General features: G+C 62.9%; 19 protein-coding genes. 6 read left to right on the top strand and 13 right to left on the bottom strand.

All coding sequences use genetic code 11. The features are described from left to right. The first annotated feature begins 17 nt into the window (after positions 1-17). The 5 genes from AZF01_RS07300 (at position 18) to AZF01_RS07275 (ending at position 6,931) form a co-directional block, all read left to right on the top strand. Entirely contained in the window at positions 18-1,754 is a 1,737-nt protein-coding gene (locus AZF01_RS07300; protein WP_024707149.1) for an ATP-binding protein, read from the top strand. Positions 1,755-1,771: 17 nt separating this feature from the next. Next, positions 1,772-3,142, top strand: a complete 1,371-nt coding sequence (locus AZF01_RS07295; RefSeq protein ID WP_081725706.1) for a sigma-54 dependent transcriptional regulator — start codon at positions 1,772-1,774, stop codon at positions 3,140-3,142. Positions 3,143-3,486: 344 nt separating this feature from the next. Then, the gene (locus AZF01_RS07285; protein WP_024707146.1) at positions 3,487-4,494 is read left to right on the top strand and encodes a DctP family TRAP transporter solute-binding subunit; all 1,008 of its coding nucleotides are present in this window, start codon (positions 3,487-3,489) and stop codon (positions 4,492-4,494) included. Positions 4,495-4,620: 126 nt separating this feature from the next. Further along, positions 4,621-5,301 carry a TRAP transporter small permease gene (locus AZF01_RS07280; protein WP_024707145.1) on the top strand — a complete coding sequence of 227 codons (681 nt, stop codon included), beginning with the start codon at positions 4,621-4,623 and terminating at the stop codon, positions 5,299-5,301. Positions 5,302-5,305: 4 nt separating this feature from the next. Continuing rightward, entirely contained in the window at positions 5,306-6,931 is a 1,626-nt protein-coding gene (locus tag AZF01_RS07275; protein WP_024707144.1) for a TRAP transporter large permease, read from the top strand. A gap of 124 nt (positions 6,932-7,055) precedes the next feature. On the opposite strand, the gene AZF01_RS07270 is transcribed toward AZF01_RS07275, so the two are convergent. The 7 genes from AZF01_RS07270 to AZF01_RS07235 all read right to left on the bottom strand — a co-directional run bounded on the left by AZF01_RS07270 (position 7,056) and on the right by AZF01_RS07235 (position 19,877). Beyond that, complete coding sequence (locus AZF01_RS07270; protein ID WP_081725705.1) at positions 7,056-8,936, bottom strand: potassium transporter Kup; 1,881 nt, start codon at positions 8,934-8,936, stop codon at positions 7,056-7,058. 135 nt (positions 8,937-9,071) lie between these two features. Next, positions 9,072-11,651: a bifunctional lysylphosphatidylglycerol flippase/synthetase MprF gene (mprF, locus tag AZF01_RS07265; RefSeq protein WP_024707142.1), complete on the bottom strand. Its 2,580-nt coding sequence runs from the start codon at positions 11,649-11,651 to the stop codon at positions 9,072-9,074. 210 nt (positions 11,652-11,861) lie between these two features. Next, a complete protein-coding gene (locus AZF01_RS07260) occupies positions 11,862-12,446 on the bottom strand; it encodes a hypothetical protein (RefSeq protein WP_197489635.1) in 585 nt (194 codons plus the stop codon). A gap of 261 nt (positions 12,447-12,707) precedes the next feature. Continuing rightward, positions 12,708-14,084, bottom strand: a complete 1,377-nt coding sequence (zwf, locus tag AZF01_RS07255) for a glucose-6-phosphate dehydrogenase (protein WP_024707140.1) — start codon at positions 14,082-14,084, stop codon at positions 12,708-12,710. Positions 14,085-14,103: 19 nt separating this feature from the next. After that, a complete protein-coding gene (gene gnd, locus AZF01_RS07250; protein ID WP_024707139.1) occupies positions 14,104-15,105 on the bottom strand; it encodes a phosphogluconate dehydrogenase (NAD(+)-dependent, decarboxylating) in 1,002 nt (333 codons plus the stop codon). A gap of 31 nt (positions 15,106-15,136) precedes the next feature. Then, the gene (locus AZF01_RS07245; RefSeq protein WP_024707138.1) at positions 15,137-17,539 is read right to left on the bottom strand and encodes a glucan 1,4-alpha-glucosidase; all 2,403 of its coding nucleotides are present in this window, start codon (positions 17,537-17,539) and stop codon (positions 15,137-15,139) included. A 601-nt stretch (positions 17,540-18,140) separates the two neighbouring features. Further along, complete coding sequence (locus AZF01_RS07235) at positions 18,141-19,877, bottom strand: dihydroxyacetone kinase family protein (protein ID WP_024707136.1); 1,737 nt, start codon at positions 19,875-19,877, stop codon at positions 18,141-18,143. Here AZF01_RS07235 and AZF01_RS24250 point away from each other — a divergent pair. Next, positions 19,864-20,331, top strand: coding sequence for a hypothetical protein (locus AZF01_RS24250; RefSeq protein ID WP_161633010.1), 468 nt, complete (start codon positions 19,864-19,866; stop codon positions 20,329-20,331). The two genes, AZF01_RS07235 and AZF01_RS24250, sit on opposite strands and share 14 nt — an antisense overlap. On the opposite strand, the gene AZF01_RS07225 is transcribed toward AZF01_RS24250, so the two are convergent. From AZF01_RS07225 to AZF01_RS07200, 6 genes are read right to left on the bottom strand one after another with little or no spacing between them, the layout of a single operon-like run. Continuing rightward, positions 20,332-21,756 (bottom strand): aldehyde dehydrogenase family protein, encoded by a 1,425-nt coding sequence (locus AZF01_RS07225; RefSeq protein WP_024707134.1) that lies wholly within the window; start codon positions 21,754-21,756, stop codon positions 20,332-20,334. It abuts the gene before it with no gap. A 29-nt stretch (positions 21,757-21,785) separates the two neighbouring features. Next, positions 21,786-22,949: a Xaa-Pro peptidase family protein gene (locus AZF01_RS07220; RefSeq protein ID WP_024707133.1), complete on the bottom strand. Its 1,164-nt coding sequence runs from the start codon at positions 22,947-22,949 to the stop codon at positions 21,786-21,788. Positions 22,950-22,968: 19 nt separating this feature from the next. Next, positions 22,969-24,474, bottom strand: coding sequence for a class I adenylate-forming enzyme family protein (locus tag AZF01_RS07215; RefSeq protein ID WP_024707132.1), 1,506 nt, complete (start codon positions 24,472-24,474; stop codon positions 22,969-22,971). 8 nt (positions 24,475-24,482) lie between these two features. Further along, positions 24,483-25,196: an ABC transporter ATP-binding protein gene (locus AZF01_RS07210; protein WP_036236365.1), complete on the bottom strand. Its 714-nt coding sequence runs from the start codon at positions 25,194-25,196 to the stop codon at positions 24,483-24,485. Then, entirely contained in the window at positions 25,189-25,911 is a 723-nt protein-coding gene (locus AZF01_RS07205; RefSeq protein ID WP_024707130.1) for an ABC transporter ATP-binding protein, read from the bottom strand. Before AZF01_RS07205 ends, AZF01_RS07210 begins: the two co-directional genes overlap by 8 nt. Continuing rightward, positions 25,895-26,890: a branched-chain amino acid ABC transporter permease gene (locus AZF01_RS07200; protein ID WP_061449658.1), complete on the bottom strand. Its 996-nt coding sequence runs from the start codon at positions 26,888-26,890 to the stop codon at positions 25,895-25,897. Before AZF01_RS07200 ends, AZF01_RS07205 begins: the two co-directional genes overlap by 17 nt.

Genomic DNA, 26,890 nt, shown 5'->3' with positions numbered 1-26,890 from the left:
TCTCGTGAGGGAGTGGAATGGATAGCTGGCATACCGGCAGTGCGGTTCGGTCGCGTTTCTTCAGGTTGCGCGCAGGCGCGGCCTTCGTTTTGCTCTTGCTGACATTGGCCGGGACCGCTGCCGCGTGGAAGCTGGCCACCGATCGTTCTCGCGGCTATGTCCAGCGCCAGGCCGCCGAAACGCTGGCCGTTCAGGCGGAGGTCCTCAACGGCGTGCTGGAAAAATACCGGCTCATTCCGCCCCTTCTTGCGCGGCAGGATGAAGTCGCGCTGCTGTTTTCAAGCCTCGCCTCCGAGGTCTCGATCCAGAAAAGGGCGCGTTCGCTGGCGGAAGAAATCGCCGGCCTTTCCGGCGCGCGGGACGTGGCCTTCTTTGCTGCCGACGGCAAGCTGCTGGCTGCGGCGCGGGATATTTTCGGGGACGAGCCGGCCGGCCGCGAAGAGCTTTTAAGGGCGGCGAACGAAAACCGGCTCGGCCGCACCACTGCCCTGATCAAGGGCAGAAGCCGCGTTTATGCCTTCGGGGCGGGCGTCCGCCGGAACGGTCAGTTGCGCGGCGTGGTCGCCGTCTATGTCGGGTTCGATGCAGTGGAACGCACCTGGGCCCTTTCTGCCGATCCGATTTTCGTGACGGACAGCGATGGCATCGTCTTCCTCTCCAACCGCCAGGACTGGCTGCTGAAACCTGTGTCGGAGATCGATGCCAAGTTCGGCACGGTCGGCCACACCACGCATATCGATGTCATGCGTGACCTGCCGCTGATGGGCTGGCAGCTTCATGTCCTGGGCAATCGCAGCCGTATCGTGTCCGCGCAATCGGCGGCCATCGGTTTCTCGCTGCTGATCTTTCTGCTTGTCAGCGTGATCGCCTTTTTCCAGATTGGCCGTATCGAAAGCAGCGTCATGCGCAGGCGGCGGGAGCGGGCGCAGGCGTTGCGCCTCGAACGGGCCGTGCGCGACCGGACGAAAGAACTCAGCCTGGCAAACCGCAGCCTGTCGCACGAGATCGATGAGCGGATCGAGGCCGAACGGGAACTGAAGCGAGTTCAGCGCGAACTGATTCAGACGGCGAAACTGGCCGGTGTCGGGCAAATGGCAGCAACGCTTGCCCATGAGATCAATCAGCCGCTGGCCGCGATCGAGACCTATGCCGCCAATACAACACGCGCGCTTGCCCTCGGCAGGCAGGAAATCGCGGACAGCAATCTCAACCGCATCACCGCCATGGTCACGCGCATTTCCGAGCTTTCGGGAACCCTGCTGGCATTTTCACGAAAGCCGGGAACAAAGACGGAGGCCGTGCGGGTAAAGGCGGCGCTCGACGAAGCGCTGATCCTGATCCGGGCCAGGGCGGATCGCGCGGGCGTGAAGATCGACGTCGATCCGGCGCTTGACGGCGTCATGGTGGAGGCTGGGCGGATCCGGCTGTCGCAGGTGTTCGTCAACCTCTTCGGCAATGCGATCGACGCGCTTGCGGGGCGCGCGGACGGGCGCATTGCCGTGGAGCTGAAAAGCGCCGGCGACGAGGTCTGCCTGCATGTCCGCGACAACGGGCCGGGGATCGCGCCGGAGCTGGCGGGCGAGGTGTTCGAGCCGTTCTTCACCACCCGCACCGGACAGGGAAGCGGCCTGGGACTATCTATCGTCTATAACATCATGCAGGATTTCGGTGGCAGTGTTACGCTTTTGCGGGCCGAGGGCGGCGCGGTCTTCGAATTGCGGCTGAAGGCGGCGAAAGCGGCGAAGGCGGAATAGGGAGATTTCGACAGGTCATGGCAATGCAGACGGCAACACCGCTCGTTCATCTGGTCGATGATGACGATGATCTTCGCCACGCGCTGGCGCAGGGGCTGGAGCTCGAGGGCGTCAATGTCGCCGTGCATGACAGTGCCGCACCCGCGCTGGAGCGCATTACCCATGAGGCCTATGCCGTGCTCGTTACCGATATCCGCATGCCGGGCATGGACGGCATGGCGCTCCTGAAATCGGCGCTTTCGATCGATCCGACCTTTCCGGTGATCCTGATTACCGGGCATGGCGATGTGCAGATGGCCGTCGATGCGATGCGGGCGGGCGCTTATGATTTCATCGAGAAGCCATTCCAGGCCTCCCGCCTCTACACCGTCATCGACCGCGCTCTGGAAAAACGGCGGCTTGTTCTGGAAAACCGGACACTACGCTCGGAACTCGACGGCCATGACGCGCTGTCGCTCCGGCTGGTGGGGCGGACGGAGGGAATCGTCAGGCTGCGCGAGCAGATTGCCATGCTTGCCGACACCGATGTCGATGTGCTGGTGCGCGGCGAAACCGGCGCCGGCAAGGAAGTCGTCGCCCGCGCACTGCACGAAACCGGCGCGAGAGCGAAAGGCAATTTCGTTGCGATCAACTGCGCGGCCGTGCCGGCCGATATGATCGAGGCGGAGCTCTTCGGCCATGAGGCGGGCGCTTTCACCGGCGCGAGCAAACAGCGGATCGGCAAGCTCGAACATGCCGATGGCGGCACCGTGTTTCTGGACGAGATCGAGTCCATGCCGCTCGACCTTCAGGCCAAGATCCTGCGCGCCATCGAAACCCGGACCGTCGAGCGGCTTGGCTCCAACAAGCAGATCGCGCTCGATATCCGGATCGTCGCGGCGTCGAAATCGGATCTCAAGCTCGAAAGCGATGCCGGGCGTTTCCGGGCCGATCTCTACTATCGGCTGAACGTCGTCACCCTCGATATTCCGTCTCTCAGGGAGCGCAGGGACGACATTCCGCTGCTGTTCTTCTTTCTGGCGCGGGATGCGCGGGCGCGGTTTCGCCGGGAGATACCGGAGATCTCGCCGCTGCTGCAGGCCGGGCTGATGGCGCATGACTGGCCCGGCAATGTCCGCGAACTGAGAAACTATGCCGACCGTTTCGTGCTTGGCCTCTGGCGCGGATTCGACAATAGCGAACAGAACGAAGCCGCGATGACGCCTTCGGCAGGCCTGCCGCTTGCCGACCAGATGCAGGCTTTCGAGCGACAGGTGATCGCGGCCGAGCTTGCCCGCCACGACGGCGCGCTGAAGCCCACCTATGAGGCGCTGCAGATCTCCCGGAAGGGGCTCTATGACAAGATGAAGCGGCTCAGGATCGACTATATCGATGATGATGACGCGTGATCACACGCAATGTGTCGTTACCTACCCGTTTGGCCGCAAGACGATGTGTCATTGCTGACACATTTGCGCCGCAATGCTCTTTTCCCGAATATATGAAAATCGTTAAGCCACTGTTTCAAAGTCACTATTGACGTTTGGCAAGAACTGGCACGCTGTTTGCAATGAAAATATCGGCAGCGGCGGAGAGGGACGTCGCGGGAGGATTTTCGGATCAGACCCAGCCGGCGCTTGAGATTGCCGCTGCCGTGAAACCAGTGCTGGCCGCGTTCGACCAATACGATAGCGGCCTGCCGGGGCGAAAGCCCCATCCGACTCGATTTGGGTTTAACGGGAGGACGTAAACCATGAAGACATTTCTGACTGCCGCCGTTTCCGCCGCAGCGCTTTTTGCCGCGGCTTCCGCCGTCTCCGCCGCCGATCCGGCCTGCAGCGATGACGAGATGGTGATCAAGTTCAGCCATGTGGTCGCCGATCAGGGCCACCCGAAGGGCGACGCCGCGCGCATGCTGGCCGACCGCGTCAACAAGGAACTCGACGGCGAAGCCTGCATGGAGGTTTTCCCGAACTCGACGCTGTTCGACGACGACAAGGTGCTTGAGGCGCTGCTTCTCGGCGACGTCCAGCTCGCGGCCCCCTCGCTTGCCAAGTTCGAGGCCTATACGCTGAAATACCGCCTCTATGACCTGCCTTTCCTGTTCTCCAGCCTCGATGCGGTGGAGAAATTCACCACCAGCGATGCCGGCAAGGGCATGCTCTCGGCGATGGAAGACAAGGGCTATATGGGCCTTGGCTACTGGTCCTCGGGCCTGAAGCAGTTTTCGGCCAACAAGCCGCTGATCATGCCGAGCGATGCGGCCGGGCTGAAATTCCGGGTTCAGACCTCGGATGTGGCGGTGGCGATGATCAATGCGCTCGATGCCTCCGCCCAGAAGCTCGCCTTCAAGGAGGTCTATGGCGCGCTGCAGACCGGCGTTGTCGACGGGCAGGAAAATACCTGGTCAAACATCTACACCCAGAAGTTCTTCGAGGTTCAGGACGGCATCACCGAGACCAACCATCAGCTTCTGGCCTATCTGCTGGTGACCTCCACCGACTGGCTCGATGGTCTCGATCCGGACTTCCGCGACCGCTTTCTCACGATTGTCGAGGAAGTCACGGCGGAGGCCAACGCTTCGGTCGCGGCGACGGAAGAGGAGAACCGCGCCAACATCATCGCCGCCGGCAGCGAGGTGCGGGTGCTCTCGCCCGAGCAGCGCCAGGCCTGGGTGGATGTGATGAAGCCGGTCTGGGCCGAGTTTGAAGGCGACATCGGCGCCGACCTCATCCAGGCGGCAGTCGAATCCAATAACTAGAACAATTCCGGGTGCGCCGGTTCGCCGTCGGGAATGGGCTGAAAGCCACCCGCGGCGGACAGGCGGGCAGTGCGGGCACGACCGCGCTGCCCGCAGTTCACCTGATCCATCGAGAGGGGACCTGCCATGGCCGCCTATTGGCCTTACTTTGCTCTGATTTTGATCCTTGTCCTGCTTTATCTGGCCGAACGGCGCCACCGCGCCCTCGTCACCCGGCTGGAGGAAAACGTGCTGGCGACGCTGCTTGCGGCGATCACCGTGATCTCGTTTGCGCAGGTCGTCATGCGTTACGGCTTCAACAGCGGCTGGGGCGGCGCGCTCGAGCTGACGCGCATCCTGTTTGCCTGGATGATCCTGTTCGGCATGAGCTATGGCCTGAAGACCGGCCTGCATCTCGGCGTCGATGCGCTGATCCGCACGCTGCCGCACCGGGCCTTCCGTGTTTTTGCGCTTTTCGGAGCGCTTGCCGCGCTTCTTTACGCGGTCATCCTCTTGTCCTCCGACTGGCTGCAGATATTCGGCGCCCATTCCAAGGGCGGCGCGGTCTTCTACTGGAACCGCTTTTTCAAGGCCGGAATCGGCCTCGACGATCTGCGCTATCCCGTTTTCATGCAGGACTGGTTTGGTTTGCAGGAGCGCGTTCAGCGCTGGATTGCCTACATCATCCTGCCCGTGGGACTGGCCCTTCTCGCCTATCGTTCAGTCGAGGCCTTCATCCAGATATGGACCGGAGAGCGCGAACTCGTCATCGCCGGTCACGAGGCCGAAGAGCTGGTGGCCGAAAACAAAGACGTGCTGAAGGATTAGACCCATGGAAATCGCCATTCTGTTTCTGCTGGTCTTCGGCCTACTCTTCGCCGGCGCGCCGGTTGCCATTTCGCTCGGCCTGTCATCGGTTCTGTTCATCGCGTTTTTCTCGCGCGATTCCATGTCCTCGGTGGCGCTGCAGCTTTTCACCGCCTCACAGAACTATACGCTTCTGGCCATCCCCTTCTTCGTGCTCGCCTCCGCATTCATGTCAACCGGCGGGGTGGCACAGCGGCTGGTGCGGTTTGCAATTGCCAGCGTCGGGCATTTTCGCGGCGGTCTCGCCATGGCCTCGGTCCTGTCGTGCATGCTGTTTGCGGCGCTTTCCGGGTCGTCGCCGGCCACCGTCGTCGCCATCGGCACGATCGCGATCGCCGGCATGCGGCAGGTCGGCTACTCCAAGGAGTTTGCCGCCGGCATCATCGCCAATGCCGGTACGCTCGGCATTCTCATCCCGCCATCCATCGTCATGGTCGTCTACGCGGCGGCGACCGATGTGTCCGTCGGGCGCATGTTCCTCGCGGGCATCATTCCGGGCCTGATCGCCGGCTTCATGCTGATGGCGGCCATTTATGTCATGGCGCGGATCAGGAAACTGCCCGCCGAACCCTGGAAGGGCTTTCTGGAGATCGTCGAGGCCGGAAAGGATGCCGGCTGGGGCCTGTTTCTGATCGTCATCATTCTCGGCGGCATTTATGGCGGCGTCTTCACGCCCACGGAAGCAGCCGCCGTCGCAGCCGTCTATGCCTTCCTGGTGTCGATCTACATCTATCGCGACATGGGCCCGCTCAAGGGCATGCGCTGGGTCGAGGACACCGACAGCCGGCGCGCGAAGACGGGCTTTCTCGCCTCGGTTTACGGCATTTCCTTCCTGTTTGTGTTCCTGATCCTCGCCTTCTTTGCCACCGATGGCATCGAAGCCACCTGGGCGAGCCTGACATCAAGGGTCATTGCCGGCGTCGTCCTCGCCATCGGCGTCGTCATTGCCTATACGCTCTGGCGCGGCGAAAATGCGAAGGCGAGCCAGGTGCCGGCCTATCTCGTCGCCGGCGTGCCGATCTGGTACCGAAACCTGAAGGCCAATATCCTCAAGACGCCGTTCTGCATCTCGCATGAGGATACCCGTCACACGACCGTAGGGGCAGCAAAGACCACGGTGATGCTGATGTTCATCATCGTCAACGCGCTGCTCTTCGCCCATGTGCTGACGGCGGAACGCATTCCGCAGGCGATTACATCGGTCATGGTCGATGCCGGCTTCAACTGGTTCACCTTCCTGATCGCGGTCAACATTCTGCTTCTGATCGGCGGTCAGTTCATGGAACCGTCCGGCCTTCTCCTGATCGTCGCGCCGGTGGTGTTCCCGATCGCAATGGAACTCGGCGTCGACCCGATCCATCTCGGCATCATCATGGTGGTCAACATGGAAATCGGCATGATCACCCCGCCGATCGGGCTCAATCTGTTCGTCACATCGGGGATAACGGGCATGAGTCTAATCAAGGTGGTGAAGGCCGCAGCGCCCTTCGTGGCGGTGCTGTTCGTGTTCCTCATCCTGGTCACCTACGTGCCGTCGATTTCCACGGCGCTGCCCTACTGGCTTATGGGGCCGGAAATCGTGACGCGATAACCTCTCGCGACCAGTCCCCCGGTGGTTCTCTTGCCTTTCGGGGGACTGTTGCAACGCATGGGCACGATGCGATCCGCAGCGCGAAAGAAGGTCAAGCGGAAGGCGAGGCAGCGGCGTTGCGTGATCAGATTTCGATCTGCATGCCGAGTTCGACCACCTTTTCAGGCGGCAGTTTGTAGAAAGCCGTTGCCCTGAGTGCGTTGCGGTTCAGCACGGCAAACAGCTTCTCCCGCCAGCGGCGCAGGAAGAAGGCATCCTGAGACGGAACGATCGTTTCATGGCCGACGAAATAGGTGACATGCTCGAGATCGATGCTGTCGTCGGTCTCGCCGAGAAGCCTGAGCGCGACCGGGATGTTCGGCGACTGCATGAACCCGTAATGCACATGCACCACCGAGAAATTCTGCCCGAGATCCCGGACCTCAAGCCGCTGGCGGGCGTTCACCTTCGGCATCTCCTCGCTCTCGACATGCAGGAGAATGATCCGCTCGTGCAGCACCGGCAGATGCCAGAACTGATGCTGGAGCGCCGGCGGCACGTGCGGCAGTGACGCGGTCAGGAAAACCGCTGTTCCCGGAACCCGCGGGACATCCTTGTGGCGCAATTCTTCCAGAAACGCATCCAGATATTGCCCCTTCCGGTTCAGATAGGTGATGAGCCGGCCGCGACCGGCCGCCCAGGTGCGCATGACAATGAAGACCCCTGCCCCGACCGCCAGCGGTAGCCAGCCGCCCTCCATGATCTTCAGGCTGTTGGACACCAGGAAGGTCAGGTCGATCAGGGCAAGACAGATTATGAGCGGCAGGACGAAACGGGCTTTCCACTTCCACCGGTAAACCATCACGAAATAGAGCAGGATCGTGGTAATCACCATGGTCGTGCTGACGGCGATGCCATAGGCCGCCGCCAGATTTTCCGAACTGCGGAAGGCCAGCACCAGCGCCACGGTGGAAACGGCCAGAAACAGATTGATCGAGGGGACATAGATCTGCCCGGTTTCTTCCGCGGATGTCTGGCGGATCTCGACGCGGGGAAACTGCCCGAGCTGCACGGCCTGCCGTGTCAGGGAAAAGGCCCCGGAGATGACGGCCTGGGACGCGATGATGGTGGCCGCCGTTGCCAGCAGGACCAGCGGAATGCGCAGGAAGCCGGGGGCCAGGCCATAAAAGGGCTCGCCCGCATGGGCGCTGTCGGACAGCACCAGAGCACCCTGCCCGAAATAATTGAGGACGAGGCAGGGAAAGACGCAGACAAACCAGGCAAGCCTGATCGGCGGGCGTCCGAAATGCCCCATATCGGCATAAAGCGCCTCGCAACCGGTGACGGCAAGAAACACCGCGCCCATCACGATGGCGGTCATGCCCGGTCTTGCAAGGCCGAATTCGACTGCATGGACCGGGCTGAGGGCCTTCAGCACAACCGGGTGATGAATGATTTGCGCAAGGCCGAGCAGCGCGATGGTCAGGAACCAGACGAGCATGATCGGCCCGAAAAAGACGGCGACACGCGCCGTACCGCGCCATTGGACCGAAAAAAGCCCGAGCAGAATGACGATGGTGATCGGGATGATATAGCCGGCGATCGTCGGCTCGACCGTCTCGACGCCTTCTATCGCGCTGAGCACGGAGATCGCCGGCGTGATCATGCCGTCGCCATAAAGAAGGGCCGCGCCGAACAGGCCGACCACCAGCAGGGCGCCCTTGCCCCTGCGCGAAGCGCCGCGCCAGGGCTGGAGAAGGGCAAGAAGCGCCAGAACCCCGCCCTCCCCGTTATTGTCGGCGCGCATGACCAGCAACAGGTATTTGAGCGAAACGACGATCACCAGCGACCAGACGATCATCGACAGAATGCCGAGCACGGAGGTCTCGTCCGGCGTCGCCTTCCCGAGCGCCGTGCGGAAGGCATAGAGCGGGCTGGTGCCGATATCGCCATAGACGATGCCAAGCGCCGAAACCGACAAAGCCGCCAGCCCTGCCGGCTGTTTTTCGTCCTGCCCGGTCGTCAACGTCCCGCCTCCCGAGAAATACGCGCGACCCAGCCAGCGCGATTTCGTGATGGTTTCAGATTTTCCGCGAATATCCAAGGGCACACGATGCAAACACGCCGCACGCCTAAACCGCCCGGTCTTCGCGCCGGCTGATCATTCCTCGTCTTCCCTGCCTTTGGCGCCGCGCGTTATCGCGCCGCGAAGCCCGCCGCTGACGAGCGCGTTCACATCGTTGGCAACGAGCAGCGGATCGATGCCGCCCCAGGTCATGAGATAGCGCGAGCGCCAGTCCGGCGCGAACTTGTCCTTGTAGTCGCGCAGGCCCGCGAAATTGTAGAAATGGCCGCCAAGCCGGGAGACGGACCCCGCAACATGGTCCCAGATCCTCGGGTGACGAGAGGATTCCAGTCCGGTCAACGGCGCCATTCCCAGCGAGAATTGCTGAAAGCCTTCCTGCCTGAGGGCGAGCATCAGCGCGACGAAAAGAAAATCCATGGTGCCCGAAGGCGCGCTGGAGGCGTGACGCATCAGATCGATGGTGCCGACTTTTCGTGTCGCGGTCTCGAAGATGTTGGCGAAGGCGACGATCCGGCTTTCCTTGCGCACCAGCGCCAGCCGGAAGTTCTGGAGATAGTCCTCGTCGAAACGGCCAAGGGAGAACCGCTTTTCCCGCACATGTTTCTCGCCGAGCCATTCGTCCGAAATCGCTTTCAGTTCGGCCATCAAAGCCGCCGAATGGGGCGGCGCGGCAATCTCCATCCTCAGGCCTTCGCGCGTCGCGCGGTTATAGGCCTGCCGGAGCTTGCGCCGTTCCGGCCCCTCCAGGGCAAAGGTTCCGAGATCCACCACGGCCTCCTCGCCGAGCTTGCTCGGTATGAAACCGGCATCGACAAAGGTAGCCAGATCGTCGGCCGCGATCTGGTAGAAGGCCGGCCGGCAATTGGCCCGCTTCGCTTCGGAGACGAAGGCATCGATCAGTTCCGCCGTCGCGTTTCTTTGTCCGACAGGACGCCCGAGAGCCGCGAAGCTGCGGCCATGGCGGCCATACATCACGAAGGCACTCTGATCATCCGAAAACAGAAACAGCTTGTCTCTCGACAGCGCAAAATTCGCATCGGGATCATCCTGACCGGCAATCAGCGAACGCAGGAGAGCGATATCGGCTTCGGAGCCTGATGGCGAGGCCCCTGCCCTTGGCCTCAGCGCGAGGAACAACAGCACGATGAGCGACACCGAAACGCTGATGCCGGCCGTCCGCAGCGCCCGCGGCATGTTTGCGTCGAATGCGAACTGCCACCAGCGGGAATGGGAATATTCGGCATCCTGCTGGGCGAACAGGAAAAACAGGACGACGCAAATGGCAAACCCGGCCCAAAGCGCAAGCGATGTCATGGAGTGCTGGCCGGCCGAAAGCGGCGTCCTGCGATCGAAACGATCCCGTGAGACCCAAAGCACCGCCGCCAGAAAGGCAAGCGCGAAAGCGAGACCGAAATCGAGCCGCTGAAGGAGCAGGGAAATCACGGCGAGACCCAAGATCACAATCGCCATGTAGAAGGCGCTGCGCGAGCGCGCCCGCAAACCATTGGCAAGCACGATGAGAATGCCGCCAGTCACGCCCATGATCACGTTTGAGAGCTCGAAGAGGCCGAGCGGAACCGCCGGCTGCAGCTCCTCCAGAATGGCCTTCGGGATCGGCACGATGCCATCCAGAATGAGCAAGAGTCCTGCGAGAAAGGTCAGACCGGCGGCGGCGGTCGGCATCAGAGCGGTCAGGGAAGAAAGCACAGAAAGCGCGCTGAGCGCCTTTCCCGTCGGCTTGGCAAGCGGCGCTATTCTTTCGCGGATCTCCACGCCGACAAGGATGAGGACGCCGGCCAGAAGCGGCAGAAGATAGTAGATGATCCGGTAGACGAGCAGCGCCGCGGCGATGCCGGCCGCCTGATCCGACACGGTTGCGAACGCGCCAAGGATGACGGCTTCGAAAACGCCGACGCCGCCCGGAACGTGACTGAGCACCGCCGCGACGGCAGCTGCGGCAAAAACCGCAACGAAGGTCGGGAAGGTAACAACCGCCGATGCGCCGGACGGCAACAGGATATAGAGCGTTGCCGCTGCGAAGATGATGTCGAGGAGCGAGAACAGAATCTGAAGCGCCGCATCGCGGGGCGGCGGCATGACAAATCTGAAACGGCCGAACCCGATCGGATGCCGGGCGATTGAACTCCAGGCGACGCCAATCGTCACCACGGCGAAGGCCGCAAGCGCCGCGACCCTGATCGTTTCGGTCGACAACGGAACGAAGTGCTCCATTGCCGCCGGATGCCAGGCAATCGCCGCAAACCCGATCACGGTGACGCCGATGCCGAAGGCCATTGCGCAATAGGTCGAGACCACGGTGATATCGGCAATGGAGAGACCAAGGCCGCGATAGAACCGATACCGGACGGCTCCTCCGGACAGGACGGCAAGCCCGATTGAATTGCTCAGCGCATAGGCGGTAAAGGAGCCCAGTGACAGGGTCGGAAGGGGCACCCCCTTGCCGACATAGCGCAGCGCCGACCAGTCATAACCGATCAGCGCCGCATATCCGCCGGCGGTGGCCAGCAGGGCAACAAGCAATGAATGGGTCGGCGTCAGTTTTATCCGGCTGATGACCTCGGAAATCGTGATCCCGTGCAACGCCTCGTAGACGGCGAATGCGCCGAGGCCGAACAGAATGAACGTGGCCAGCACAGGTCCGAACTTCCGGACGAATGAGACTGCTCGGCGCTTGGCCGGTATGGGTTGATCGCCTTCAGAAACCATGGATGACCCGACAAAAAGGGCGGCCCGAAGAACCGGCCGCCTAACCGTTCGGAATCGTAACGTGCAGTTGGCAAATGGTCAATTTGCCATGACCGCGTCATCGTGCCTGAACACAGGCATCATGTTACCTGACCGGTCCTACCTCGCCGACCTTCTGAGCTGCGCCAATCCCAGCAGAAATCCAAGCCACAGCGCGATGATGTGGCCGATGTCGGCAAGCGGATCAAAAGCAAACGCAATCTTCAGCCCGATCATCAGGAGCACGACCGCCAAAAGCGGAAACCGCCAGCGCATGCCGGACAGGGCAAGTCCGACAAGCCCGAACCCGCCCAGCGACATGCCGACATCATGCGCCGCCGACAGGCCCGTGGTGTCCGGCCACAGGGTGATCCCCAGCAGCAGCAGGCACGATGCCGCAAGATCGAGGGAGAAGAACAGGACAAGGGTCGAGACACTGCCCCGCTTCCATTCCGTATAACCCAGAATGGCGGCCGCGAAGAAAAACTGGCGGATCAGCATGCCCCGGTCGTGGGAGAGAAAAGTGGCCGTCACGAACCGCCAGATTTCTCCCGACCATACGGCATCCTTGCCGATGCCCCAGTCTGCCAGAGCGCTTGCCGGCAATTCGCCGGAAAAGGTGCCGGCCAAGGCATTGGCGACCAGCATGACCGCCAGAAACGCCAGCGTAAAACGAAAGCGCCGGAGTGTTGCATAGAGTATCAATATATCAATCCACTCCGGAAGGCGGCAGACAATCAGGCTATTCTTCTGCCAAAGGCGGAAGCCGCCGCGGATAACCATTTAGCGCATCGTGCTTTCCGAAAATCGGAATCGATTTTCGGAAAGCACGATGCGTAGATTCAATAGGTTAGAGCGTCCTTTGTGCGTCCGAATGGACGCACGGCGCTCTAGCCGGGCTGCCGCCGATGGCGAGAGCGCGGCGCTCGCCGCCTTTCTGATTGGTCTGGTCCATATCTTGCTCCTTCAGGATTTCGCTGGATCGAACCATCCGCCGGGCGGGGCAAAGCGTATCATCTTCTCCGTGCCCCAGGTGCCGGGCTTGTATTTTTCCGGCTGCGCCTTGTCGTCGAGGATCGGCTCGAAGATCGTCCATGCGAGTTCGGCGGCGTCCTCGCGCGTGAAGAGTTCGCGCCGGCCGGCCATGGCATCGCCGATCAGCCGGTCATAGGGCGCCAGATCACCGACGCCGTCATCGACGGCGGCAAGCTCCACCGCCTCGCCGCGCATGTCCTCGCCCGGCGACTTGCGCCGCGCGCCAAGGCCGATCGCGATTTCCGGGCCCAGCCGGAAGCGGACATAATTGGCGCTGGAATGCTCCACCGTGTCGAAAAGCGCGATCGGCGGGCGCTTGAACCGGACCACGACCTCGGTCGCGTGAACGGGCAGGTTCTTGCCGGCGCGGATGAAGAAGGGCACGCCGCTCCAGCGCCAGGTGTTGAGGTGAAACCGCACGGCGGCAAAGGTCTCCGTCGTCGAGCCGGCGGCGACGCCCGGCTCGTCAAGATAGCCGTCGAACTGGCCGCGCACCACATCCTCGTGGGTCAGCGGCGGGATTGCCTTCAGGATCTGCACCTTTTCGTCCACCAGATCGTCGGACGAACCGGTCACCGGCGGCTCCATCGCCAGAAGCAGCAGCACGTTGACCAGATGGTTCTGGATCACGTCGCGGATGCAGCCGACCTCGTCATAAAACTTGCCGCGACCCGCCACGCCGAAATCTTCGGCCATGGTGATCTGGACGCTGTCGATATGGTCGCGGTTCCACACCGGCTCCAGAAAGGCATTGGCGAAGCGGAAATAGAGCAGGTTCTGGATCGCTTCCTTGCCGAGGAAATGGTCGATGCGGAAGATCGCATCCTCCTCGAACACAGCATGCAGCACGGCGTTGAGCGCCTCGGCCGATTCCAGATCGCGCCCGAACGGCTTTTCCACCATCAGCCGGGCGCCGCTGGCGATGCCCGCCTTGTCGAGCCCGCCTGCGACCGTCTCAAACAGCGAGGGCGGGATGGCGAGATAATAGAGCGGGTTTTTGGCCTTGCCGAGCGTCTCGCGCAATGTGTCGAAGGTCGACTGGCTGCGATAATCGCCGGAAACATAGGATAGAAGCCCGGTGAATTTCGCGAACACCGCCTCGTCGATCGCCTCGACATGGGTCTCCACCGCGTCCCGGGCGCGGGCAATCAGCTGGTCGAGGGTCCAGTCGTCGAAGGCGACGCCGATCACCGGCGTCACCAGCGCTCCCCGCTTTACCATGGCGTAAAGCGAGGGGAAGATCATCTTGTGGGCCAGATCGCCGGTCACGCCGAACACGACCAGGGCGTCGGATTTTTGCTCCGTCATCGTCTCGACCTCCGCCCCGTCACGATTTTTCCAGATGGCCGCCGAAGGCGTAGCGCATCGCCGAGAGAATCTTGCCAGCAAATTCCGCCTCGCCGCGCGAGGAGAACCGCTCGAACAGCGCCGATGACAGGATCGGCGCGGGAACGCCGGTGTCGATTGCCGCCTGCAATGTCCAGCGGCCTTCGCCCGAATCCGACACCCTGCCGTCGAAGCCTTCCAGATGCGGGTTCTCCTTCAGCGCCGCCGCGGTCAGGTCCAGAAGCCAGGAGCCGATCACCGAGCCATGACGCCAGACCTCGGTCACGGCCGCGAGATCGATGTCGAACTGGTAGTATTCCGGGTTCGAGAGCGGCGTGGTTTCGGCGTCGACTTCGCGTTCTGCCTTGCCGGCATTGGCCGCCTTCAGCACGTTCAGCCCTTCCGCATAGGCCGCCATCACGCCGTATTCGATGCCGTTATGCACCATCTTGACGAAATGGCCCGCCCCGGTGGGCCCGCAATGGAGATAGCCCCGCGATGCCGTGCCCGTGGATGCGTCCGGCGCTGCCCCCGCATCGGCGCCCGGCGCGAGCGAGGCGAAGATCGGGTCGAGCCGCTCTACCGCAGCCTTCGGGCCCCCGATCATCAGCGAATAGCCGCGCTCGAGACCCCACACGCCGCCCGACGTGCCGGCGTCGATGAAGTCGATGCCGGCGGGCGAAAATTCCGCGGCGAGGTCGATTGCGTCGCGATAGTGCGAATTGCCGCCATTGATGATGGCATCACCCTTTTCGAGCTTGCCCGCAAGGTCGCGGGCAATCCGCGGCGTGATCGCCGCCGGCAGCATCATCCACACCGCGCGGGGCTTTTCCAGCCTGTCGACAAGGTCCTCGACGGAACTGGCGCCGACCGCGCCTTCCTTCACCAGTGCGGCGACATTGTCGGCGTTGACGTCGTAGACGACGCATTCATGGCCGTCCTTCATGAGACGCCGCACCATGTTGGCGCCCATCCGCCCGAGCCCCATCATTCCAATCTGCATGTCCAAACTCCGCCTCCTGTGCTGGTTCGCTCTACTCGCCGACGCGAACGGTGAAATCTACATTCTCCCACTCTCCGCTTTCCGGCCAGAAGAAAGTGAAGACCACGGCATGTCCGGGTTCCACGCCCTTCAATGGCAGATCCGCGAAATGGGTCCCGAGCCCCGATGGCCTCGTCTTGATGTCCTTGACGGTCGACCAGCCATCGGCGCTCCAGTGAATGGTGGCCGCATCCGCCAGTTCGATCCTGAGATTCTTGCCGACCGGGATCGTGGCCAGCCTGTTGTCGAACCGCCAGATCCGTATTTTTGACGTTGTCTGCCTCTCGATATACCGGCTCCGGCCCTGCGGCGGCATGTCGAACACGGCGCCATCGGCGAGCGAGCGCAACAGTTTGATATGCTCCGAATGCGCCCAGACCAGCGGCATCGCGCTGCCCGAAGGCCGCCCGAAATAGAGCTCGCGGTCCGGCATGTCGGGGCCATCCCAGCTTTGCTCCGGGAGCAGCCCGCCGGCATTGGCGGATTTTTCAAGCGTTTGAAGCAGGGCCTTGGCCGCATCGGTTCGGCCGGCGGCAAGCTCGTAGTGGGCGCGCTCGCCGGCCAGCAAGGGCCAGGGCCGCCCCTGACCGATACCGTCGAATGCCCGACCGTCTTCATGCTCGCCATAGCCGTCGCCGGTGTAGCGGTACCAGAGCGGGCCTTGCGGCAGTTCCCTCCGCAGCGTGTGGTCGATCGCCTTGACGGTATCGACGATATGCGGATCGTCCGCCGCGCGCAGCCCGAAGCGCACCAGCGCCAGCGCGTCCGGACTGATCACGGCATCGCTCGCCATGATCGAACGGTCGGGCGTCTGGTTGCGGATCGGCGTTTCGCCAGCCGGTCCGGCGGCATCCGTTGCCCCGGGCGCGGCAATGCGGACGTAATAGCCCGCGATATCCAGTGCCCGGCAGAGGTCCGGATCGCCCTCGAAGGTCCATTTCTCGATCTGCTCGTTCCAGCAATCGGCCGTCTCGCGCAGATGATGGGCCGCTTTCGTTTCGCCCTCGGCTTCCAGAATATCGGCAGCGGCCAGCAGGGCCGTGATTTCGACCGCGAGCGTGAACGGGCTGTATCCGCCGTCCTCTTCCCAGCGGTCTTCTCCGGTGGACGGACCATTGGCGAGGATATAGCCGGCGGCGCTCTTGATCATCGGCAGAAAGCGGCGGATCGTCTTGCTGTTCAGATGGCCCTGACGCCGCAACATGTCGGTAAGCAGGATCGGAAAGGCGCACTCGTCCATCTGGACGCCATGCCAGTAGGGCTTGCCGTCGAGCCAGAAGTTCTGCGCCCAGCGGCCGGAGGGCTGCTGCAACTCGCGCAGATAATCGAGGATCGCCAGCGCCTCTTTCGCGTCGCCTGCGGCCAGAAAGCCGCCGGCCGTCTCGACCAGGTCGCGCGGCCACACAAGATGGTAGCCGCCAAGATCGTCATCGCCTTTCGAATAGCCCCAGGGGATCGACAGGCTGGCAACCGCGGCGCCGGGCCGGTCCGAGGCCCGGTGGGTCGCAAGCACCGCCGTCGAGACGCGATAGGCGTTGATCCCGTCTTCCGCCTTGCGATCGAGCGGGACCAGACCGTCCTGCCATTTCCGCCAGCCGGTTATGAATTTATCCAGAGCGTGGTCGAAGCCGTCCTTCAGGCTCCGCGTGGCTGCGGCCGCCGCTTCGTGTTCGGTCTGGCCGAAACCGAGCGCCAGTACCACGGAACCATCGCCGCCGGAAAAATCGATCTCGCCGGCCAGCGCCACATTGCCGTCATCGGCGCGCTGGTACTGGTCGACGAGCCGCCCATGCCGGGACAATTGCTGCCAGCCATCCGACGTTCCGACGAAACCGGCGGACATTGCCCGCCACGGCGCGCTTGATACCAGCGCCAGATAGCGGGAGCGGCCGCTGGCAAACAGCGCCGGCGCGCCCTCGAATTCGCCGATCCAGGCGGAGTTCGACGCACCGGCATTGACCAGATGCGGCGCTAGAAGCGCGGTCACCCGGTAATCGCGGGTCCTGCCCTTGAGCGCGCTGAACGAAATGCGCTGGAGGACGACAGCCCGCGCCGGATCGCTGATGATCTGCTTTCTGATCCGGTAGGCGCCGTCAAGGGCGGTGTTGACGATCGAAAAGGCCGGAACGCCATCCTCGAGCGGCGTTGTCTCCTGCTCGCAATCGCGCTTTTCCTCGGAAAAATAGCCATCCGGGCCGGTCACGAGGAAACCGAAATCGCGGGTGCAGGCGCTGTCGACGCGCGGATAATATATCTCGTTGAGAATGCCGTGGCTCAGCGTAAACCAGACCGGCGAAGCCGTCGAAAGCGCGGTGCCAACCCCGCTCTTGGCGCTCGACGTCCACCTGGAACCGATACCCGGCGCGCCTGCGGCAAAATCGATCATGTCGCTCATCTCTGCTTCCTCCGACAAATGTGACGCCGTCCGTTTTGCGGATTCAAAACCAGATCCGCTATTGAGAACTTATAGCAGGGCAAACTGTCCTATATATTTCCCGTATATAGCAAGTATGCCAAGCCGCCGTCCCTGCACCGCGGGATATGACAAAAACGCGGTGCAATTGCGGTAGGTCTGCTGTTCCGGCGAACGCGGGAGAAGCAGACCTGCGATGGACCTGAACTGAAGCCCGAGATCGGAAAGCAGCGGCGCGCGCTCAAGGTCGCTCCTTCGACGCCTCTCAAGAACGGGGAGCATTCCGCCGTCGACGCGGATGATCTGGCTGCCATCGAACGCGTCAGGAGATTGATGCCGCCCTTGGCTGCCCGGATGGAGCGCGAACGTGGCGCGCACCGCCTGGATGCCGGCATGTTGATCAGGATATCGACCCCCTCGGCACCCATGTGTTCGAAAGCGGCAATGACGGTATCCTCGGCCGTGACGTCGAACCAGGCCTCATGCATCGTGTGCCGACAGCGCGCTTCTCGTTCGCGGCGACGGCAAGCCGGATCGCATTCCTGCCGTTGACCACCTGTGCACCGCCGGTCCCGGACTTTACTCAACCGGGCAGATTCCCCGGTCCTCCTTTCTGTTCCCGAGACCTGGCAATCTCGTCCGAAATGGCCTTGAGCCACAGTGAGACTGCGACAGCACCCCCGTCCTTCACGCCTTTGGCACGATCGCCGAGATACGCTGCACGTCCGAGCGAGGGTTGCATCTCGGCGGTTGCATCGGCGCCGGATTGTGCGGCTGTGACAGCGGCTTGGAATGCGTGAAGAGGCTCGGCGCCGTCAGCAAGGCCCTTCGCCAAGGCATCGGCAGCCGGACGCAGGGCATCGATCATTGTACGGTTTCCGACCCGAGCGCCACCGAGTTGCTCGACAGCATCGACCGCGGCAGAGAAGGCAGCGGACCAGTCCCGGGCCGAGGCTTCGGCCTTACCCTGCAGGGCGCTGGCGGCGCGAACAAGCCCTACAGCATAAAATGGGCCCGAACTCCCGGCGATGGCGCGCCGGAGCGCGTCCCCGATCTCCGCGCAGGCGGATTCGGGTGTATTGAAGGCGGTCTCGGACAGGGCGCGGATTGCTTCGGCGCCACGCACCATGCTGGCGCCCAGATCGCCATCGCCGGCCTGGCTGTCGAGATCGGCGAGATGGGTTTCGGCGGCGATCAGTTCGCGCGCGACCGCCAGCGCGCAGGCACGGATCTGTTCGGCCTGATCACCCTTCGCATACGCCCTCGTCACGGTGCTTGTTGCCGGCGCGGCAAGGATGCGACGTTCGGGCGCGATCCTGCCGTCACCGCCCCAGACGCGCACTTCGGTGGGCGCGTCAAGCGCGGCAAGCAACGCATCCGTCAGTGGCAGAATGCTGATGGAGCAGCCCGGCATGTCGAGGGCGGATAGATAGACGCCGCAATAGAGGCGCTCGACGCGCAGCCCCGCTTCGCGGGCGCGCGCCAGAGCACGCCTCGCGACGACAGTCAGCTCGATCGGCGGTGTTGCGCCAAGGCCGTTGACGAGAATGGCAACCTGCTGATCGCGGACAAGCGCCTTGTCGGCGACGATGGCGTCAACCATGCGATCAACGAGGGCATCGGCAGATTGCATGGGGACCCGCTCGACGCCCTTCTCCCCATGAATGCCGAGACCGATTTCAATCTCCTCTTCCCCGAGTGTGAAGCCCGGCTTGCCGATGGAGGGCACAGTGCAGGCGCCAAGCGCCACGCCCATGGTGCCGACGGCCTCGGCGGCTTGGCGCGCCAGCGCCGCAACCTCATCGACCGGCAGGCCGCGTTCGGCAGCGCTTCCTGCCACCTTGTGCACAAGAACTGTACCGGCAATGCCGCGGCGGCGCTCGGGCGCAACGGTGTCCCTCAGCGCCACGTCATCGGCAACAACGACGATTTCGGTGGGAATACCCTGTGCCGTGGCCATTTCCGCGGCCAGGCCGAAATTGAGGCGGTCACCAGTATAGTTCTTGACGATAAGCACCGCGCCACGCGGCCCAGCGACGGCCTTGATGCCGGCGAGAACGGCGTCGACGCTCGGAGACGTGAAGACATCGCCGGCAATCGCGCCGGCCAGCATGCCCATGCCGACATAGCCGGCATGTCCGGGTTCATGGCCGCTGCCACCGCCCGAAAGCACGGCGACCGGTCGCTCATCCACGGGACGATCATCCCAGCGGACAAGAACGTTTTCCGTGTCGAGAAGCGCTAGACCGGGCGTGGTGTCCAAAATCCCTTCGAGCACTTCGCGAACCAGATGGCGCGGATCGTTGATGAGTTTTTTCATGGGCTTTTGCCTGTGTAAAATGTCAATTGTTGAAGCCAGCCATCCGCGGCGGGGCGAGCGAGATTTCCCGCACAAGAACACGCATGAGCAGGAAAACGACCTGAATCGCATAGAACGGCAGCATGGCAGGACTTATGGTTTCGATCCAGAGCTTGCTGCCGCTGACTGCGGCAAAAAGACAGGGGCTGACCGGCGGTGTCGTCAGGCCGACCACGAGGGCGGCAAACTTGACCATACCCCTGATGGCGCGCGGCGCCGTCATCAGTTCCGCCGCCAGGCGAACTTCAAAAAGGCGATCGTCATCCCTTCCTCAAGGGCAATCAGCCGTGTTCACCACGCCGTGCGCGGGCAGGCGCTAATGCGCGCCGCCCGCATGGTTCGGTCTGTTTTTTCGGCCGACAGGTTGGCTTCGGCAGATTGGACGGCCGCCATGAAGCCGTCCATCTGGTCCTGATCAGGCATCCTGCGGCAATTGCAGGGCACGCTCCTCGAGGAATTCGGACAATCCGTAGGGGCCGTTTTCACGGCCATAGCCGGAGTGCCTGAAGCCGCCGAACGGGGCGTCCAGGTTAAAGGGGGCGCCATTGATATCGATCTGTCCGGTCTCCATACGCGCGGCGAAGCCTTGCGCTCTTGCCTCATCCTGAGACCAGACCGCGCCGGCCAGCCCATACTTCGTTCCGTTGGCAATCGCCAGGGCTTCATCCTCGTCGCGATAGCAGATGATCGACAATACGGGCCCGAAAATTTCCTCCTGGGCGATGGCGCTTGCGGGGTTGACCCTTCCGAACACTGTCGCGCGCACGAAGTGGCCGGGGCCGTCAACCGGTTCGAGTCCGCCTGCAACCAGTTCCGCGCCGCAATCGATCCCCTTGCCGATATAGTCGAGCACCCTGTTTTTCTGGCGTTCGGAAACCAGCGGGCCAAGCCGGGTCTGATCGTCAAGCGGGTCGCCGGGAACGAAGCGGCTTGCCGCCTTTGCCGCAATCGCCCTCGCCTCTTCATAGCGGCTTTCCGGCACCAGCAGGCGCGTCAGCGCCGAACAGGTCTGTCCGCCGTTCAAAAAACAAGCATTGACGGTGTTCTTGACGGCGCGCTCCAGGTCGCCATCCTCGAGAACGACGGCGGCGGACTTGCCGCCGAGTTCCAGCGACACCCGCGTCAGGTTTTCCGCCGCCAGCCGAGCGATGCGCTTGCCGACGGCAGTGGATCCGGTAAATGAAATCATGTCGACTTCCGGGTTCGTCACCAGCGCCTCGCCGACGCTTTCGCCATCCCCCACGACGAGATTGAACACGCCGGCGGGCAGGCCGGCCTGGTCAAGCGCCTCGGCGAGCAGGAAGGCGCTGAGCGGCGCCACCTCGGAGGGTTTCAGGACGACCGTGCAGCCGGCGGCGAGCGCGGCCGCGACCTTTGCCGTTACCTGATGCAGCGGATAGTTCCAGGGCGTGATACAGGCAACGACGCCGACGGGAACCTGAAGAATGCGCGAATTTGCAAGCCGGGTCTCGAAGGCATGGGTTTTGGCGCGCTCGGCATAGCGTTTCCATGCCTCGAGCGGCAATCCTGCCTGGATCGCCCGGCTCATCTTGATCGGCATGCCGACCTCACTCGTTATCAACTGCGCGATGTCCTCGCGGCGGCCCTCGAGCAGTTCGGCGACACGCGCAAGGATGGCGCCGCGCTCTTGGCCTGACGTTGCCGACCACGCGGCAAACGCGCCGCGCGCGGCGCTGACGGCCCTGGCGACGTCGGCGGAAGAACCGGCGGGTACCCTGCCCACCGGCTCCAGGTTCGAGGGACTGGCGATGACAAATTCGCCCGTTCCTTCGGGCGGAACCCAGGCGCCGCCGATGTAGAAGCTGTCATAATTCATCATCTCGTCCTCCTTCTCGACAAAGCGTCAGATCAGCCTTCGTAGACCCAGGGCTCGATCGGCGTTTTCGACATGCATTCCGCGCCGTCCTCGGTGATCACCCAGGCGCGCTCGTAGCGCAGGCCGCCGACGCCCGGCAGGTTGCAGGTGAGCGCTATGATTTCCATGAAGCCGGGCTGCATCACGTAGTCGGGCTCGCTGACATATTCCATCGCGAAGTCGGTGAAGGAGGGATACCATTCGTTGCCGAAGGCGCCGATGCCGTGGCCGAAGCCGCGGATCATGTCGCCCCAGCCCTTTTCGACCGTGAAGCGGCGGACATCGCCGGCAACATCGCCGATCGTGCGGCCGGGTTTCAGGGCCGCGGTCAGATAGTGGCAGCTTTCCACATAGGCATCGATCAGCTTCTGCTGTTCCGCCGTCGGCTTGCCCATGATCGCGTTGTGGGAGACATCGCCGAGCATCATCTCGTACATGGCGTGGAGGTCGACCAGCAGGAACTCGCCGCGCTGGACGACCTTGCGGGTGGACGGCGTGCAGGCCCCGGTCCACGTACGGTGGCCGGAAGCAATCTCCTGGCCGCCGGTGAATGTCCAGGCGAATTCGCTGCCGAGGTCGCGGGCGGCCTGCTCGGCAATGCCGGCGATCTCCGTCTCGGCCATGCCCGGGCGCGCGGAACGGCGAACCGCTTCCTGCGCGGCGTCGGTAATGGCGGTTGCCTGACGCATCAGCGCAATCTGCTCGGGCTCCTTGATCAGCATCAGGTGATCGATCGGCTTGGTCAGGTTGGTCAGTTCGGCCTCGGGCAAGGCGGCCTCGAGCGTCGCGTATTCATGTCTGGTGATCATGCCTTCGGGCAGATACCAGGAATAACCGTCCTCGACGGCAACCCGGCCCGTGTGCAGGCCGAGTTCGCGGATACGGCGCACGGCCATCTCGATCATCGAATGGCGGCCATAGCCGACGACATTCTCGAGCCAGCCCTCGGCGAGAATGCGCGGCGCATCCATATTGACCGTGATCAGCTGGATCTCGCCTTGGGCCGGAACGATCACGACGCTGCGCCACGGCACGAAGCCGCCGGAGATGTGGGTGACGGTTTTCAGACGCGTCCCGACGAGGACGTCGACGCCCTGTTCGCGCAGCATGGACTGGAAGCGCGCGAGACGCTTCTGGAAATCGATATGAACCTGCATTGATTGAACTCCTGGTATGCTAAAGGTTATTCTTCAGTTCGCGCTTCAGGATCTTGCCGGAAGCATTTTTCGGGAGAGAGGAAACGAATTCGACCCGGCGGGGGCGCTTGAAGCCGGCGAGCCGCCTGGAACAGTGGGCGATCACCTCCTCGGCGGTCGGCCCCGGCTCGCCGTCGCGCACGATGACAGCCACGACCATTTCGCCCCAGACCGGATCCGGCATGCCGACCACCGCGCATTCCAGAATGCCGGGGTGGCTTGAGAGCACGTCTTCGATTTCACGCGGATAGACATTTTCGCCGCCGCTGATGATCAGATCGGATTTGCGGTCGACGATATAGACGAAGCCCTCCTTATCCATCCGGCCGAGATCGCCGGCGGTGAACCAGCCATTGTCGAGAACAGCGGCGGTGCGGGCCTCGTCCTTGTAGTAGGCGTCGAAACGGCCTTCGCAGCGCGAGAACACCTCGCCGATTTCGCCGGCTGGAAGGGGGCGGCCCTGCTCGTCGCGGATCTGGACTTCGGCGCCGAAACAGGGTTGGCCGCAGCAGCGCTCCTTGCGCCACTGGTCTTGCGGGTGCAGAACCGTAATGAAGCCGCTTTCGCTGGCGCCGTAGAATTCATGGAGCACCGGCCCCATCGCCTCCAGCATCCGGGTCTTGGTTGCAGTCGACAGCGCCGCCCCGCCCGTGACCACCGAACGCAATGCGGAAAAATCGGTTTCGCCGAAACGCGGCTCCTGCAGCAAGAGGTTCAGCATGGTCGGCACCATGAAGGTGGCCGTGATCCCTTGCGTCTCGATGGTCTCGAGCACGCGCGCTGCGTTGAATTCCGGTTCGATATAGATGCTGCCGCCGGCCTGCAGCACCATCAGGGGCATGAAATGCACCCCGTGGAAGAACGGCGAAAGCGCCAGAAAACGGTCATGGCGTGTGTAGCCGAACTCGATAATGCCGGCCCAGATGCACATTGCCGTGCGCTGGAAGGAGCGATGGAGACCCTTCGGGTTTCCGGTCGTGCCGGAGGTGTACATCATCCAGTACGGCGCCTGCGGGGCGACCGTTATCGCCGGCTCGGCATCGGACGAGCCTTCCGCGAGACCTGCCCATGAAAGCGCATCGCCGATCACCGGGTCTCCGATCACCAGAACACGCTCGACCTTGGGAAACAGGGCCCGGTTGGCCGCGATCTCGTTCTGCGCGCTTTCTCCGATCACCAGGAAGCGGGCATCCGAGTGTTCCAGCAACACGGCCATTTCCGTGGTTCTGAGCCAGAAATTGAGCGTGACGAGGCGCATGCCGAGCAGGGCTGCGACATGGAAGAGCTCCATATATTCGATCGAATTGCGCGCATAGACGGCTATGGCGTCGCCCGGTCGGGCCCCCATGGCGAGAAGGCCGTTGGCAAGCCGGTTTGTCCGCGCATGCAATTCTGCAAATGTGAACTGCCGGTGCGCATCGGCAAGGCAGACGGCGTCCGGCCATTTGACGGCATTGGCGGCAAGCGCGTCGGAAAGTGTCAGCATGGTTTACCTCAAAGTCCCAGATAGGCCTTGCGCAGGCCGTCATCGTCGAGAAGGTGTTCGCTGGTGCCGGCCATCACGATCCGGCCGTGCTCGATGACATAGCCGCGCGATGCGAGCTTGAGCGATCGTTTCACGTCCTGTTCCACCAGCAGGATCGTCACGCCCTCGCTATTGATCGCCGGCAGTTTGGCGAAGATGTCCTTGACCATGACCGGGGCAAGGCCGATGGAGGGCTCATCGAGCAGGAGCAGTTTCGGCGAGGTCATCAGCGCGCGGCCGATTGCCAGCATCTGCTGTTCGCCGCCGCTGAAGGAACGCGCGAGCTGGCGCCGCCTTTCCTTCAGGCGCGGAAACAGCGAATAGATCCACTCGAGATTGCTGCGGGTCTTGCTCCCGTCTTTCAGGATGTCGCCGCCGACGAACAGGTTTTCCTCAACATTCATGTGCGGGAACAGCCGGCGGCCCTCCATCACCTGGGCGATCCCGAGCCGGGCGATCTGGTGGGCGGGCTTTCCGGATATGACCTCGCCCATGAACCGTATCTCGCCGGACGTTGCGGGCAAGGTGCCCATGACCGTGCGGATCAGCGTGGTCTTGCCCGCGCCGTTGGCGCCGAGAATGCTGACGATCTCGCCGGCTGCAACCGACAGCGAGATCTCTTCCAGAATGCGGATATCGCCATAACCGGAATGGAGTTGTCGAATTTCAAGGATATCAGTCATCGTCCCCTCCCAGATAGGCCGCAATCACCGCCGGGTCGGCTGCGACATCGGCAGGCAGGCCGTCGCCGATCTTGACGCCGTGATGCAGCACGACGATGCGGTCGGAAACGCTCATCACCGCATGCATGTTGTGTTCGATCAGCAGCACGGAAAGCCCGTCCGCCGCGAGATTGCGCAGCAGGTCGAGCATTGCGCCCGTCTCCACCGTGGTCAGTCCCGCCATGACCTCGTCAAGCAGCAGGATGCGCGGTTCGGTGGCCAGCGCCTTGGCCACTTCCAGCCGCTTGCGCCCGGCAAGCGTCAGCGTTCGGGCGCGCTGGGTGGCGCGGCTGGCAAGCCCGACCCGCTCCAGCACGGCCATCGCCAGCCTTTCGGCCTCAGGGCGACCGGGATGGCGCAGAAAGGCGCCGATCGCGACATTTTCCAGCACAGTCATGTCGCCGAAGGGGCGGACGATCTGGAATGTCCGGCACAGGCCCATCCGGCAGATCGCCGGCGGCGAAAGCCGGTCGATCGACTCGCCGTCGAAATGGACGCTGCCGCGGGTCGGCTTCAGAAAGCCGGATGCGATCGAGAACAGGGTGGTCTTGCCGGCGCCGTTGGGGCCGATCAGTCCGACGATTTCGCCGTTTTCGACCTCGAACGACATGTCCCTGATGGCCGTCATCCCGCCGAAGGTTTTGGCAACATTGCGAAATTCAAGCAGCGCCATCATTCTTCTCCAGAGAGGGTCTTGTTTTTGAACGGGAAAGTGACGCAGCGATGCGGCCGAAAATTGCGACGAGGCCGCGAGGTTCAAAGGCGATGACGAGCATCAGGATCAGGCCGTAGAGCAACATGTCGGCGCCGACGATGCCGCCGGTGAAACGGCGGGCCGCTTCCTCGCCGAGAAGCAGCAGGATGGCGCCGAACATCGGACCCCACAGCGTGCCCCGCCCGCCGATGATGCAGACGACGGCGATCTGAACGCTGAGCGCCACGCCAAAGACCTTTTCCGGGCTGATGAACAGCACGAACTGGGCATAGAAGGTTCCGCCGATCGCAGTCATGGCGGCGCTCAGCACATAGGCCATGAGCTTGTAGCGCCTGACATTGACGCCGAGCGCGAGGGCTGCCTCCTGGTCGTTTCTGATCGCGGTCAGATAGGCGCCGAAACGCGAGCGCAGGACAGCACGGTTGATGAAGAAGGCGAGGCCGACCATCACCACCGCCACGGCGTAGTAGAATTCCTTGCGGGTGTGCTGGAACATCGCCGGCGCGTCGCGCAGCAGCGTTACCTCCAGTCCGCGCGGTCCGCCGAGCAGACCGTGGGTGTTTTCCACGATGATGCGCAGCACCATGGTGGCGGCAATCGTCGCCAGCGCGAAATACGCGCCCCGAAGCCGGAAGCAGGGCAGCCCGATGAGGGCGGCCAGTGCGCCGGCGATCACCGCGCCGGCGAGCATGCCGATCCATGGGGTGAGCCCGAAATCGATGAACAGCACGGTGGAACTATAGGCGCCGATGCCGAACCAGGCCGCATGGCCGAGCGAGAGCTGACCGCCGATCCCGCCGATCAGGTTCCAGGCATAGGCAAGATAGGCGTAGAGCAGAACCAGAATGACGATCGAGAGCGAGTAGGGATTGGAAAAGACGAAGGGAGTGCCAAGGACAAGAACCGCGACAAGGCCTCCGATAAGCAGTTTCGATGGCAT

This window comes from Martelella sp. AD-3 (assembly GCF_001578105.1).
In the GTDB taxonomy this organism is placed as follows: Bacteria; Pseudomonadota; Alphaproteobacteria; order Rhizobiales; family Rhizobiaceae; genus Martelella.
This window is presented reverse-complemented; position numbering and strand designations above follow the sequence as displayed.